General features: G+C 44.5%; 8 protein-coding genes and 2 pseudogenes. 3 read left to right on the forward strand and 7 right to left on the reverse strand.

Annotated features, from left to right (window positions below):
- Nucleotides 1–98: 98 nt before the first annotated feature.
- From D5I41_RS06515 to D5I41_RS06525, 3 genes are read right to left on the reverse strand one after another with little or no spacing between them, the layout of a single operon-like run.
- Nucleotides 99–3,149 carry an efflux RND transporter permease subunit gene (locus D5I41_RS06515; protein WP_119009081.1) on the reverse strand — a complete coding sequence of 1,017 codons (3,051 nt, stop codon included), beginning with the start codon at nucleotides 3,147–3,149 and terminating at the stop codon, nucleotides 99–101.
- 2 nt (nucleotides 3,150–3,151) lie between these two features.
- The gene (locus tag D5I41_RS06520) at nucleotides 3,152–4,210 is read right to left on the reverse strand and encodes an efflux RND transporter periplasmic adaptor subunit (protein ID WP_119009082.1); all 1,059 of its coding nucleotides are present in this window, start codon (nucleotides 4,208–4,210) and stop codon (nucleotides 3,152–3,154) included.
- Complete coding sequence (locus D5I41_RS06525) at nucleotides 4,210–5,271, reverse strand: efflux RND transporter periplasmic adaptor subunit (protein ID WP_119009083.1); 1,062 nt, start codon at nucleotides 5,269–5,271, stop codon at nucleotides 4,210–4,212. The genes D5I41_RS06520 and D5I41_RS06525 overlap by 1 nt, the downstream gene beginning before the upstream one ends.
- Before the next feature lie 136 nt (nucleotides 5,272–5,407).
- On the opposite strand from D5I41_RS06525, the gene D5I41_RS06530 reads away from it, so the two are divergent.
- From D5I41_RS06530 to D5I41_RS06540, 3 genes and pseudogenes are all read left to right on the forward strand, one after another.
- A complete protein-coding gene (locus D5I41_RS06530) occupies nucleotides 5,408–6,172 on the forward strand; it encodes a TetR/AcrR family transcriptional regulator (protein ID WP_119009084.1) in 765 nt (254 codons plus the stop codon).
- A gap of 271 nt (nucleotides 6,173–6,443) precedes the next feature.
- Entirely contained in the window at nucleotides 6,444–7,199 is a 756-nt protein-coding gene (locus D5I41_RS06535; protein ID WP_235868872.1) for an endonuclease/exonuclease/phosphatase family protein, read from the forward strand.
- A 374-nt stretch (nucleotides 7,200–7,573) separates the two neighbouring features.
- Nucleotides 7,574–8,416 (forward strand): annotated as a pseudogene (locus D5I41_RS06540) (polysaccharide lyase family 7 protein); the annotation flags it as partial.
- Between the two features lie 255 nt (nucleotides 8,417–8,671).
- Here the strand turns inward: D5I41_RS06540 and D5I41_RS06545 are convergent.
- The 4 genes and pseudogenes from D5I41_RS06545 to D5I41_RS06560 all read right to left on the reverse strand — a co-directional run bounded on the left by D5I41_RS06545 (nucleotide 8,672) and on the right by D5I41_RS06560 (nucleotide 14,971).
- Complete coding sequence (locus D5I41_RS06545; protein ID WP_235868873.1) at nucleotides 8,672–10,027, reverse strand: patatin-like phospholipase family protein; 1,356 nt, start codon at nucleotides 10,025–10,027, stop codon at nucleotides 8,672–8,674.
- 34 nt (nucleotides 10,028–10,061) lie between these two features.
- Nucleotides 10,062–10,175: pseudogene (locus D5I41_RS21415) on the reverse strand (sodium/glutamate symporter); the annotation flags it as partial.
- A 282-nt stretch (nucleotides 10,176–10,457) separates the two neighbouring features.
- Complete coding sequence (locus tag D5I41_RS06555; protein ID WP_119009088.1) at nucleotides 10,458–11,909, reverse strand: efflux transporter outer membrane subunit; 1,452 nt, start codon at nucleotides 11,907–11,909, stop codon at nucleotides 10,458–10,460.
- 11 nt (nucleotides 11,910–11,920) lie between these two features.
- On the reverse strand, nucleotides 11,921–14,971 hold the full coding sequence (locus tag D5I41_RS06560) for an efflux RND transporter permease subunit (protein ID WP_119009089.1): 3,051 nt from the start codon (nucleotides 14,969–14,971) through the stop codon (nucleotides 11,921–11,923).
- Nucleotide 14,972: the final 1 nt, after the last annotated feature.

Here is a 14,972-nt window from a genome sequence, read left to right on the forward strand (position 1 = left end):
TCCAATAGGGAAAGCAAAGCTCCTAAATAATAAAAGCCCGAAAGACAGTTGAATCAACTTAATCTTTCGGGCTTTTTTATAGTGCTAGGTTCGGCGTTCTATTGAGCTGGTTTGATCTTATAGAAGGTCGCAAATAGCAAAGGCACAACAACGAGCGTTAGCACGGTTGAAAATCCAAGACCCGCCATTATGGTGACCGCCATAGAGCCGAAGAATGGGTCCGCAACTAGAGGTATTAAGCCTAATATCGTTGTTAATGCAGCCATACTAACTGGCTTCACACGACTGGTAGCACTATCAAGCACCGCGATATAAGGTTCTTTACCACTAGCCAAATCGATGTTGATTTGGTCCATTAGAACAATGCCATTTTTCAATATCATGCCACTGAGGCTTAGCAAGCCCAGCAAAGCAGTAAAGCTAAATGGAAGGTTAGTGGCTAATAATCCATAGCTAACTCCAACAATGGACAGTGGCACAGTTAACCAAATCACAAGGGGCTTTCTAAACGAGTTAAACAGTAGCATGGTGATGATAAACATCATTAGATAACCCATAGGCATTGCCGCACCAAGTTGTTCTTGAGCATCGCCGGAGGATTCGTACTCTCCGCCCCAATCAAGGGAATAGCCATCAGGCAACTCGTAGGCTTCAACTAGAGGTCTCAGGCGAGAGAACAATACCGCTGGCGTCTCTTCACTCAGAATATCGTGATCTGCCAACACACTGATTTCACGCTTTCTATCACGTCTCATGATAAGAGACTGTTCCCAGCTTACATCTAGGCCGTCAATCACTTGCTCAATTGGAACATAAGTCTGTAATACTGGACTCCAAATCTTAAGTAGATTGATGGTTTCTATATCCAGCCTTTCATATTCCGGCAAGCGGGTCACGATAGGCAGTTGCTTGGTGCCATCACGTAAAATTCCAATAGTGCTACCACCAAATGCCATATTGAGCATATTGGACAGGTCTTCTTTTGATATACCAAAGCGACGAGCCTTAGATTCATTGAATTCAGGAACTATGGTCTTGGTTTGTTCACGCCAGTTGTTACGTACGTTTCTCGCGCCAGGATCTTGAGCAATAATGTGTTCAATATCGGCAGCAATGTGCTTGAGCGTTTGTGTATCTGGCCCCACAACCCTTGCCTCGATCTTTGATGCTGGAGCAGGTCCAAACTCGACGACTTGCAATCGGTAATCAGCAACAGGGAAGCGCTTTGGCAACTCAGTGTCTAACACACCAATCAGTTCAAACATGTTATCAAGGTTATCCGCCCTGACTGCGATTTGCGCATAAGACTCGTAAGACTTTTCTGGTTGATAGGTTAGGGCGTAGCGTTGAAGTCCTTGTCCTATCGTTGTTGTAACGTATTCAACATTGTCTAAGGTGCGTACGTAACTCTCAATTTCTTTGGTTAAGTGCGTCGTTTCTCGAATATCCGTCCCTTCTGGCATCCAAACATTCGCATAAAATATAGGCGTGTTCGATACAGGGAAAAACTGCTGTTTCACGTATCCAAAACTGACGATTGCTGAAACCAGCAGAGCAACTAACGCGACGATAGTGGCCCATCTAAAACGAAGCGCTAGTTTTAGGCTCCATCTAAAGAAGCTAAAGATCGCACCCTTATAAAGTTCGTCATCACCGACTTCGTTAGTCTCTTCCTTGAAGAACTTTTCTGCCAAGAAAGGAGTGATAGTCAGTGCTGTCACCCAACTTAAAAAGAGTGAATAACAAAGTACCCAGAACAACGACCCCATGAACTCGCCAGTAGCATCCTGAGACAATCCAATAGGTGCAAACGCGGCAATTGCGATGATGGTTGCACCAAGTAGGGGCCACTGAGTTTGTTTAACGATGGCGATGGCGGCTTCAGATTTGGATAGTCCTCGCCTGATACCAATTAAAATACCCTCTACAACCACGATCGCATTATCGACCAACATACCTAGGGCAATAATCAATGCACCAAGAGAGATCCTGTGCAGTTCAATATTGTTGTAATCCATCAATATGAAGGTACCAAATACGGTTAGCAGCAATACTGCGCCGATGATCAGGCCACTACGTAGACCCATGGCGAACAACAATACGACAATAACGATGCCGACAGCTTGAGCAAGGCTGACAATAAAGCCGTCAACTGAGTTGGCAACCTCGGCAGATTGGTCATAAAAGAAGTTAATCTCCATACCCGCAGGGGTATCTTTATCTAACTCCGCTAAGCGATCCTTAATGTGCTGGCCAATCTCTACAACGTTCACGCCGGATGCAAAGGAAATACCAATGTTGAGAGCAGGTTCGCCGTTGTAAAGCATGATGTTTTGAGGTTTTTCGACAATGCCCTTAGAAATGTCAGCGATGTCTTTTAAACGGATCAGCTTACCGGTATCACGTCCATGAATCACAAGGTCTTCAAGCTGTTCAATGCTAGAAAGGTTGCCTGTTGGACGAAGAGGGAGAGACTGTCCGGAAATCATAACCTTGCCAGCTGATTGAACCGTATTTTGCTGACTAAGAAGCCCAATGACGGTCGAATAATCAAGGTTCAAGCTAGCGAGACGCTCGGTCGACATTTCAACAAAAATTTGCTCTTGTTGGTCACCGGAGATCATTACCTTACCCACACCATCAACCAATTCGAGTTCCCTGGATAGGAAATCAGCAAATCGCTTGAGCTCTGGATAGGTATACACATCACCAGTCAATAGCAGCGACATACCATATACGTCACCAAAGTCATCCATGATACTAATACCTTGCACGCCTTGTGGCAGGCTAGGGGCTAGGTCATTGATCTTTCGGCGCATCTCATCCCAGATTTGGGGTAATTCATCCGGTCCATACTCCATCCCCATGCTAACCATTATCTGGGTCTTGCCCTCAGAGGTGGTCGAGGTGATTTTGTCTATGTAAGGTAACTGACGAATCGCTTTCTCAAGTGGATAGGTGAGCTCTTCTTCGACTTCTAGGGCAGTTGCACCCGGATAGGTCGCAATAACCATGGCATCCTTAAGAGTGAACGCAGGGTCTTCTAATCGCCCAAGATTTGAAAAGGAGGTGATGCCGCCGATGGCTAGGATCACAATGAACATCCAGCTAATAACGCTGTTTCTAATAGAAAGATTGGCAATATTCATGATTACTGGTTTCCGTCCACAAATTGGATAGCTTTACCTTGGGTAAGTTTTGATAGTTGAGAAGCAATAAGCTGATCGCCAGAGTCTACGCCTTGAGCGATCAATGCACCTTTTGCGGTAACTGACGAGACTGACACTGGGGTTAGTTCTGCATTTCCTTCACTGTCTACTTTCCAAACTGAAAATTCACTTGGCTCTGATTGAGCGACAAGCAGTTTCAATGGGACGAGTAAAGCGGTGTGCGTGCTTGCTTCAAATTGTTCAACATCTATAGCTACTAGAGCCGCGGTACCCGGTAGTATTCGACTGCTTGTTTCAACCAGTTCAAAGCGAGCTAGGTAGCCTTTTAGTTCAGTAACTTGCTCCGCTGAGAAGAGCTTAAGCTTGGCTTGGTAGTTTTTATTCAAGCTAGCAAAGCGAACCTCAGCCATCACCTCATAAGGGTTTTGCTGAAGTTTTATCTGATGAATAAACTCTTCAGAAACAGGTATATCCACATGGATAGTCTTGTCTTTATATATCGACAGCACTTGTTCAGCACTCGATACATTTTGAAAGCTCTCCGCTTCAATAGTGGCAATGACACCGTCAAAAGGCGCTAGGATCTTAGAGTGTTTTAGCTCTTGGTTGAGTACCTTATAGTGAACGTCCAAAAGCTTTTGGTTTGCTTTCAGTTCGTCATATTCAGACTCAGAGATCATACCTCGGCTTTGCAGAGTTTCGGCGCGTTTGTATTGAGCTGTTGCTAAGGCAAGTTGTGCCTTGGCGTCTTTGATTTGTTGCTTTAGCTTGGTGGTTTCAAGCACAGCGAGCACATCGCCTTTTTTTACTTCATCACCTGATTTAATCTCTAGGCGCTTTAGCTTGCCGCTGTATCGAAACGCTAGAGGCGTCATATCAGCAGGTATTGTAGTTCCTTGGAAGGTTCGCTCGCTAATAGAGACTTCTTCATGCACGGTATAAGAGTCGACATAGATAGGACGCGGAATGTGTTCCTGAGTGTTAGAAAAGCACCCACTAAGTGCGATACTTAAACCAGAAATAACCAGTAACTTTTTCATTAAATGCCTCGCTCCCTTGTCCAAGGGCGTACACGTTGTGCTTCCACTAGAGAGTGGACGCCACTTTCGACAATAAACTCACCATCCTTTAAACCAGACAGCTCACCCGTTGTTTTATCAATCAAAATCTCTCTTTTCTCGACTCGAGAAGTTTCCTCATCAAATACCCACAACTCGCCCTTGGCGTGTTGTTGATCGGTTTCAATGGTGATCCAAGCACTCTCTGAGATATGCGTATGATCGAGTGATTCTGCAGGAAAATGTACCGTCAGTCTGCCTGAGCTACCAGGCAAAAGGGGAACGTTTTGGTCGAAGATCTCAGTCGTAACTTGATAGCTGTTGGTATCTTTATCAGGTTGACTAGAAACCTCTTTGATCTTGGCTTGCATCGGCTTGTCAGGCACGCCATCAAGTTCAAAGCTTAAAGAGTACTCTCTACCCATTAACTTATGTGCGGTAGTGACAGGCACAGCGACAACAACCTCATAAGAAGAGGTATCAACGAGATTGAAAATAGGTTGTTGAGGTGCAACAAGTTGATAAGGCTGAACAAACCTTAAGGAAATTTCACCACTAAAGGGAGCATGAATCTCGGTATAAGAAAGATCCGTCTGTGCTTGCTCTAGCTCAGCTTGGGCTGATTGATAGCGAGTTAGGGTTTGCTCAAAGGCATCCTTACTGATCAATTTTTGTTTAGCCATGCGTTTTGCTCGTAGGTATTGAGACTTAGCCAGATCGAACTCAGCCGTCTTGCTTTGCAGTTGCAACTGATAGTCAGTTTTATCAAGCGTTGCCAATAGCTGGCCTTTATTCACTTGTTGCCCCATCTCTACATGGATATCAATCACTTCGCCACCAAGCCTAAATGAAATAGGGGTGGTTTGAGTGGCGGAGACTTCGCCTAAAAATTGAAAGGGTGTGGAGCTTGGATTTGCTTCATACCTGACGATTTTAACGGGTTTGGTCATTTCTAATGCTGGCTCATTCGATGTTGCTTGATAGCAACCAGCTATCGATAGGGTTAATAGCGTGATGAGCAGTCCTTTAGGAAAGTTCTTCAAAATACGCGTCCTGTTTATTACACATGTGTGCAGTATAAATTGACAATATAAGTTTGATCAATATATTTTACAGCTGTGTAGTAAAAAAAATTATCAAAATGGTGATACTATGAAGAGAGATATCTTGGAGTAATGAATGAATCAAAGAAAACAGGGGCGCCGAACAGCAGAAGAAGCTGAGCGTACGAAACTAAAAATACTGACGAGCGCGGCTTTCCTTTTTTGTGAAAAGGGTTATAACCAGGTAACTATTCGCGATATTAGCGAGAAGGCCGGTGTTACTCATGGCTTGATTAGGCACTATTTTGGTGTGAAGAACCAAATATGGTCTGCAATTATCCAGAGTATTCATGAGTATATGAGTGACTACACAGATAAGCTTAACGAAGCCATTTCTGCGGATTTACCTATTCGACAACGCGTTTACCTGTTTTTGAGTTATTTGATGGGCTATATGCTTCGCAAACCTCAGATGATTCAAATCATGCTCGATTACATTCATCACCCTGAGAATGAGATTGAAGAGTTGGATAAACATCTTGGTGAAATGAGAAGTAATATCCAAAAACTTGTCGAAATGACGAATACCTGCGCCCCAGATGTTGTGCGAGACGGTACTGTTAATTCGGATGTAGTGATGTGGCAATTCATGATTCATGCGGGTGGTGCAACGGCATTTAAGCCGTTTATGGCGATCACTTGGCCAGGTAAAGATGAAGATGAATGCTTATTGGCACATTGGCGTCTATACGAACAGCAGATCGCTGTGGAATATCAGATCGAACCACAGCATCGACTAGCAGCCACGAAACTGCAAGATGTCATTTTAGACATTCGGGTTATGGATGAAGAAACAGAAGCCATGTTTCAAAGTCATTTTACCGGTTGTGTACTGGACTAGAAGAGCGCTGATTTCATAGATACTTTAATGGATTGATAGCATAAGCACTTTGAGCATCTAAACTAATAATAAGTTTGGGTTCAGAGTTCTGCGTATCAAAACATTACTCCTCTTTTTATCTTGCCTTGCACCACTTGCCATATGGGCGTGGTGCTATGTATCTCCCTATTGGTGGACTCAGAACCTTACCGCTATTCCATTTTTAATGGTCATTATCTACCTGGCGCTGGCTTTATTCTTTGTCATGGCTAAGTGGCGTGCGTTGGCGGTTATGAATACAGCACTTGCTTTGTTGTTCTTGGTTCTCACTCCGACGAAGAGTGCGTTGAGTGGTTCAACTTGCAGTGACAGTGTCACTGTAATTCAGTATAACCTCGCTTTTGAAAACACTAATCTGGAGCAATTTGTTGAGTATATTGAGACTACGCGCCCGGATTTAGTGGTGATGCAAGAGGTCTCCCCTCAGCACGGCCAGTTCTTCGATCGTTTATTTAAACTTTTTCCTTATCGTTATGGGGGACAAGCTAAGATAGGCTATCCATCAAATCAATTGATCTTAAGTCGCCAAACGCTCTACGGCATGTCGGTATATCGCACCCCAGATGGTCAAAATATCATTAGTGGGGTCTGGCAACCACGTCAAGGTATTGATGTGGGTATACTAGCGGCACATCCGCCATCCCCTCGAAATAAAACCCTTTGGTATAGAAGGGACGCCTTGATACGCACCGTTGAACATCTAGCGGCCTCGTCGGCAACACCAAGAAACATGGTAATCGGAGACTTTAACTTGTCTGCCTCAAACCACGCTTATAAAGCAAGGTTTAGTGAATACACTTCGATGCCAGTAGCTAGCTGGAAAGGGGTAAGGTCAGAGATTGAGCTTCCTGCGATGGCGATGGCTTCCATTGACCATTTGTGGGTAAAGTCTGATACGGCTGAGCAAATCACTTTGTGTTCAAGAGAGGCATTGTTAGAGATCTTTGGATCAGATCACGTACCGATCAAGACTACTATTAGTTTTTAGTCCTCACTATTTCTTCAATTAGCAGTTTGGATAATGTGTGCTGTTGATTGAGTATGCCTTTTTGTAACGCAAAATGAGTAGTTTTTGGTTTCATGAATAAGTGCTCAGAGCCGGTATTGATGCTGCATATACATCAAGGTAAAGATTTATTACAGAACTATGAATGTATGATCTGCCTCACATTTAGGTAGGTGCTAAACATCAAAATTCGATGTTAGTATTCGATTAAATAATACAATACGACATAGAGTTGAACCCTCATGATGAATACAAAGACCCTTAGTGTTGCAACTAGCAAGAAATTTGCTTTAAGCACAATTGCTACTTTCGCTGTAGCACTAACCATCAGTGCAGGTGCACAAGCTGAAACGAAAGCACCTTCTGATAAATTTGATCTTCTTGGCTGGACTATCAGCGTACCAGTGGATTCAAATAACGATGGTAAATCTGACCAAATCAAGGAGAAAGAGTTAGCGGGTGGCTACTCAGATGCTGAATTCTTCTACCTAGATGAAGACGGTGGCATGGTATTTAAAGCACCCATTGCTGGCGCTAAGACATCTAAGAACACCACTTACACTCGTTCTGAGCTTCGTGAGATGAACCGCCGTGGTAACACTGCTTATAAGACTAAGGGTGTTAACGGTAACAACTGGGTATTCTCTAGTGCACCGCAAGCAGACCTAAAAGCAGCCGCTGGTGTTGACGGTACGCTAGAAGCAACTTTGAAAGTTGACCACGTAACCACTACTGGTGAAAACTGGCAGGTAGGCCGTGTGATCGTAGGCCAGATCCATGCAAACAACGACGAGCCAATTCGTCTTTACTACAGAAAACTGCCTCAGCATGAAACAGGTTCTATCTACTTTGCACATGAACCACGCAAAAACTTTGGAGATGAAACTTGGCACGACATGATTGGCAACTCACTTCCAAACTATTGGAACCAAGACGCTACTCCAGCAGAGCCTAAAGACGGCATCAAGCTCGGCGAAGTATTTAGCTACCGCATCAACGTAACGGGTAACGAGCTAACGGCGACTATCATGCGTGAAGGTAAAGACGACATCGTTAAAACAGTAGACATGTCTAAGAGTGGCTACGACGAAGGTGGTCAGTACATGTACTTCAAAGCTGGTGTATACAACCAAAACAAATCAGGTAAGCCAGACGACTATGTTCAAGCGACGTTTTACGATCTAAACGTGACTCACTAATCTTCAATTTTGAGTCAAAGCGGGCCACTTCAATTAGAAGTGGCTTTTTTGCTTTTTGGGATTAGGTTAAGCGTTCCATGTTGCCTGTCCTCGTAACTAAAGACATGGTTGAACCTGATGCTTGCTGTCATCATCAGGGTTAGAAATAATGTGGAGTTATTGCCGCTTACGATAAGTAAATAGCACGATTCTTACCACGAACTGCATAAAACCCATTCCCGTTTCAATAGATCGCAACAGCACCAAGTTTTTACTTTAATTATCCGAATGTTCAGTGCGATGAGTAACCAAGGTTTGAGCGTTAATGAAGTCTTGGAATACTCGATCTTGTGTTAATTGTTGATTACCTTCATCAATCAACAAATCTACATCCTTATTGACCAATTTGAAATCTGTACGAATTTGATTAAGAGAGAACCGAGCATCGCTACTCATAGTCTTGTTAAAACTGATTTCAATAAAATAAGGAGTGGCCACTTCTCCATGAATAGATGCATCTGAAGCCCATTCGTCCATAGCTTCAATCATCAAATCTTTGGTCGAATCATTGTATCTATGCAGTTGTATATCAGTAATGGCATCCACGGTCTGTTTTATTGATGGTGGCTCTACACTGTTTGCAATGCCAATATCTGGATTTGTGGAGGCATCGACGGAGATAATCACCAATGGCTTTATTTTACCTTGTTGATTTCTAGGCATGAGGCGATGCGATTCATTCTGTCTCAGATATTCCATTATCTCATAGATAGCCAATAGCCCTAGGTTGTCAGTAATACCACCATCAGCAAGATGCAAATATTGGGTTTGCTCTTTGTCTCTGTAGTGTGCGATAGAGGCTTGAGCGTTTCTATTTCTATAGTTGGACGCATCAAATATTGGAGAGTGTTCGTTATGAATGACGCAATCATCTCTGTTTTCCAGCACTACAGGAGAAAATATAAGGGGTACAGCGGATGATGCAGCAACCGCGCTTGAAACCGAATAAGCGTTTAAATCAGAGCAAATTAAATCGAAGTATTCCTGAGTAAACGAGAAGCGAGTACCTGTCGAGATATCTGTGGCATTAATGATGATAAACGGTGCCTCTTCCTTTGGTATATCTGAAAAGGTGCTGTCATCAAATATATGGCTTTGATAATAATTTTCAGCCTCTCGCGTGCGTGTTTTTTTAGAGAACCAGTGCACAGGAGATAAGACAATAGAGGTAAGATCATCGGTTACATCGTGGTAAAGAAAAGTCTCTTTGTAACTATCAAAGGTGCTTTCACCATGCACACCATAGTAGGCTGCGGTGAAACTACCACCAGATACAGAGCTGATAATATCAACTTCATCAAGGAGCCTTACGTCCTTACCATTGATATTGATATGCGTGTCGCGCAATCCTTCTAATACGCCATAAGACAATGCAGCGGCTCGAGTGCCACCTCCAGAAAATGAAAGTACTAACGTAACTTCATCGTTCGAATGTATGAAGTTTTCTACCTTATAAGCATCTTTGTTCGCATAGACTTTTTGCGTTTGGTTATATGCTTTGTTTCGGGCACTACAACCTAACAGCACTACAGACACAATAATTAACGACAGTAGTTTGTTGGTGTTGGTCATAATAAGCATGCATTCATTGGTTTTTACTTATGCCCTACATCATTTTTAGGAAATAGGGGATGATTATGGCGTTGGCTAAATCGATGAAGAACGCACACACTAAAGGAACGATGATAAATGCTTGAGCAGAATAACCGTATTTGTTTGTGATTGAGGATATATTCGCTAATCACGTTGAAAAGGCACGCGTTGTTTTAGGCGTATACCAAAGAACAGCATAATTGTGCTGTTCTTTGGTAAAGAATGAACTGAGATTGAGTTTGTTCCCGTCAAATTCCATTGTTTCGCCCAGATTAGAAATGTTGTTTTTAGCGGTAACTGATGAGTTGAACCGTCCAAGCGAATAGCTTGGTCTTGGATTTCTTCGACTATTGATAACAATGAGTTCAGGATGACCGTACGATGTTCTCCGCCGGTCATCCGATTAAGGTTAAGCCTTTGGCGCTACGCTCCAATCTCCCCCCAGTGCTTTGTAGACTGCAATGGTGCTATTAGCTGATTGAAGTTTGGCCGCGACCTGGCGATCTTGAATGACACGCTGTTGTCTCTGTGCATCAAGAACGGACAAGTGATCGATTAGACCCGCTTTATAAAGAGACTTGGCTTTGGATACAGCGTTATCTGTTGCTTCCACCGCTTCGTTAAGTTGGGTTTGGTTTTGTTGGCTACGACCATAGGCAAACAATGCAGAATCGACCTCAGCAAACGCTGAATCGACCGTGAATTGGTAGGTCATGGCCGCGGATTTAAAGCGCGCTTCGTTGAGCTCAACCATGGCTTTTCCTCTACCGCCATCAAACACATTCCAGCTGACGCCAACGGCTCCAGCCCAACCAAATGAGTCACTGCTGAATAGGTCATCGAAGCTGCTAGCTGATACGCCCGGAGTGCCGGTTAAGAAGAACTTTGGATACCGGTTAGCTACACTGGCTGCCAACTCCTCATTTACCGCAGCCATTTCCCTTTCTGCAATCCTAATATCCGGTCTGCGCTTTAACAGATCAGAGGGAAGACCAACCGGGATGAGAGCTGATAGTTCAGGCAACTGTGTATCATCTGACAAGCGCACATCAATCTGGGTGAGTGGTTCACCAAGCAAGATAGCCAGTCTATGCTTGTGTACTTGCTCCGCAATCTCAAGTTGCGGAATAATGGATTTCGTGGCCGCCAGCATAGCCTTAGCTTGCGCGTAATCCATCTCCGAACCGTAGCCAGATGCGACCACTCTTTCGACCAACTTTAGTGTTTTTTCTTGATCTTCAATGTTGCGCATAGCAAGTAGTTTGCGCTCTCTGGCACCACGATACTGAACATAGTTATGTACTAAATCCGCCGTAATGAGAGTGGTGAGCCCGCTTTGATATATTTCCGCTTGCTCTACGCGTATTGAAGCAGCGTTAGCTTGGCGGTCTATGCGCCCAAACAGGTCCAACTCCCAGTTAATAGACCCACCAACAAAACCACCATCATGTTGATTATCCAGAAGAGTCACAGAGCCCCCTCCAGGTACATCGATAGGGTTTAGTGCAGGCCCCAACAGTGAGTCGTTCTTACTTAGCTGATAGTTGTAGTAACCGCCACCAATACTGACTGTCGGTACCTTGAAGGATTCGATGGCCTTCTTGTAGGAGTCCGCCATCTTGATGCGCTGTGCAGCAACCTTTAAGGGGATGTTTTGTTGCTGAGCGTCAATCACCATCTGGTTTAGTGTCGGGTCATTGAATTGCTTCCACCAATATTCTGAATCTACGCTGGCGTCACTACCTGCATATAGGTAGGTTTGTGCCATAGTGGTTTCAGGCTCTTGGTAATCGGGACCGACGGCACAACCTGCAATTAACAATGCAAACGCAATCGGGGTAAGTTTTTGTATTAGTTTCATCAAAATATCCCTTATGCCATCTCTGTGCTGGTTTCTTGAGTCGGTTGTTTTTCTTTGTATGCCAGTTTATACATGGCCGGCATCACCATCAGTGACAGAACCGTTGCAGCCGCAAGACCGCCAATAATGGTCGCTGCCATCTGGTCGAACAATAAGTCACTTAATAGTGGAATCATGCCCAACGCGGTCGTCAATGCGCCCATGGAAATTGCCATGGTACGGTTCATAGTGGCTTCTTTAATTGCATCTGAAAGCTCAAGGCCGTTACGTCTTTCAAGCTCGATTTGATCCATCAGCACTATGCCGTTCTTGATGATCATACCGGTAAGGGTGATAGCGCCAATCAAGGCCATAAAACCAAACGGTTTGTCCAACAAAAGCAAAGAGAAGGTTGCACCTGTTGCCGCAAGAGGCAGGGTGGTGTAGATAATGGCGGTTTGTTTAAAGCCATTAAACATCGCAATCATGATGATGGTCATTATGACCAATGCCTTTGGCAGTTGTTTCATGATGTCGACCACGGCCTTGTTCTCATCGTAATACTCGCCACCCCATTCCATGCTGTAGCCAGGAGGAAGGTAGATGTCTTCTATCTGATCTTTAAGTGCATTGCGTACGTTTGCAGGAGTCGTAGAACGAGATACCGCAGCCTGTGCCGTAATGGTTTTAACTCTGTCTCGACGCCAGATCATGCTCTCTTCGTTTTCAAGCTCGAAGCCATCGATAACCTGGCCTAGAGGCACAGAGTGCAAACCCAGTAGCGATTTCACTGACAAAGTTTCTAGTGAAGACATATCTTGGTTAGAGCCACGCAGCTGAATCGGAATTAACTCATCATTCAAATTCATGCGACCAAGTGGCATGCCGTTGGTACCGCGTTTCATGGCAAAGGCAATGTCTGCACGGTTAATGCCAGCACGTAGGGCTTTATCTTGATTGATAATGGGGATGAGCGTTTTGCTTTGTTGGCGCCAGTCATCACGCACGTATTTGGCATCAGGGTTGCGAGCAAAAATAGCTTTGGCTTCGTTTGCAAGTTGATGCAGTACCTCTTCATCTGGACCAGAGAAACGTGCCTCTACAGCATATTTATCTGAAGTGGCTAGCTTGAGGGCTCTGAATCTTGGCTCTGCGTTACTGAAGTTCTCTGCCAGCCATTTGTCTCCGCGCTCTACGAGAGCATCAATGGCAAAGTAGTCGGTAGCATTGATCAAGATTTGACCATAAGCTGGGTCTAGTGGCTCAGGCTCTACGGTTACCGAGAACCTTGGAGCACTTGCACCCACCGAACTAGAGATACTTTCTACCTCAGGTTGTGCCAATAACCATTGCTCGATCTCTTTCATGTCACTAGAGGTCTGCTCTATCTTGGCCCCATTAGGAAGCCAGTAATCCAAGAACACAATGGGACGGTCTGATTGAGGTATGAAGTTGATTGCAATATAAGGAACACACACCGCTGTAGCCACAATCAAAGGAATTAGGGTGGTCAGTGTTTTAATTGGGTTATCAACAATGGCATTGATGATTTTGCTATACAGTGGATTTCTTTGATCTGCGCCTTTCTTACTTGGCTTCAAGAACATCCAACACATTAATGCGGTTAAGGTCATTGCGATCAGCCAAGAAAGCAATAGAGATGAAGCGATAATGCTAAAAACCGACCCTGCGAATTCGGCTGCATCGGTTTTTGAAAACAGCACAGGGCTTGAACCCATGATAGCGATGACGGTCGCACCAAGTAGGGGAACCGCGGTTTCTTTCACTGAATCTATTGCGGCTTTGGTTCGTTCAATACCCTTGTTCATTTTGGACTGCATCATATCGGTAATCACGATGGCGTTGTCTACTAACATCCCCAAAGCAAGAATGAAGGTACCAAGAGAGACTCGATGCAGGTTTATTCCCATGACGTTCATGAAGATTAACGTCAGCAAGATGGTGATCATTAGAGATGCGCCAACTATGCTGGCACTCTTGAACCCCATAAAGATCAGTAGCACGACAAATACAATCGCAATACTCTCCATGAGATTCACCACGAAGTCATCGATGGCGATCTGTACCTGTTCTGGTTGATAAGCCACGGTAGAGATGTCCACACCCAGTGGCAGTTCGGCTTGATAATCGCTAATGATGGTATTGATCGTATCACCAAGCGATACCACATTGATGCCGTCTACAGGGCTCACCGCAAGCGTGACGGAAGGTTCGCCATTGAAGCGATTTTCAGTCAGGGCCGGGGTTTGGTAACCCATGGTTACATCAGCGATGTCGCCAAGGCGGATCATGCCGGTACCCAGCTTGCTTATGCCGCCTTGAATGACCAGATTCTTGATGTCTGCGAGTGATTTAAACTCGCTGGTTTGCTGGACTCGAATTCGCTCTTGGTCAGCAGCAAATTGCCCTGCTTCAAAGGTCATATTTTGAGTATTGAGCTGGCTCCAAACTTGAGCAACGGATAGGCCATATTGCGCTAAGCGCTCATCCGGCATATCGATATTGACTACGCGAGGTTGAACCCCATGAAGCTCAATTTTCTTGATGCCCGAAACCGTCTTGATGCGGCGTTGTAGTTCTTCTGCATATTGGCGCAGTTCTTCTGGAGCGGCGTCGGTACTGTGAATAGCAAACAACATGCCATACACCTCAGAAAACTCATCTTGAATGACTGAGATTTGAGCATTCAATGGCAGTTGCAGTTTCACGTCAGAGACCTTACGACGAAGCAAGTCCCACTGTTGAGGAAGCTCTGTCGAGTTTAAGCTCTCTTTAAGATCCACAAACACCATTGAGATACCAGGACGAGACAATGAACGTAAGCGATTAAGCTGTGCCATCTCTTGTAGTTTTGTTTCAACGGTATCGGTAACTTGTTGTTCCACTTCTTCAGCACTGGCGCCAGGGTAAAGTGTGACCACCACTGCCGTTTTAACGGTGAACGTGGGGTCTTCCAGTTTTCCTAAATCAAAGTAGGAATAGAGGCCTGCAATAATACTCAGCACTGTAAAAAACAGCACAAAGGTTCGTTGTCTGATGGCAAATTCGGCTAGATTAATCATT

It is taken from the genome of Vibrio superstes, from assembly GCF_003569005.1.
Classification (GTDB): domain Bacteria; phylum Pseudomonadota; class Gammaproteobacteria; order Enterobacterales; family Vibrionaceae; genus Vibrio; species Vibrio superstes.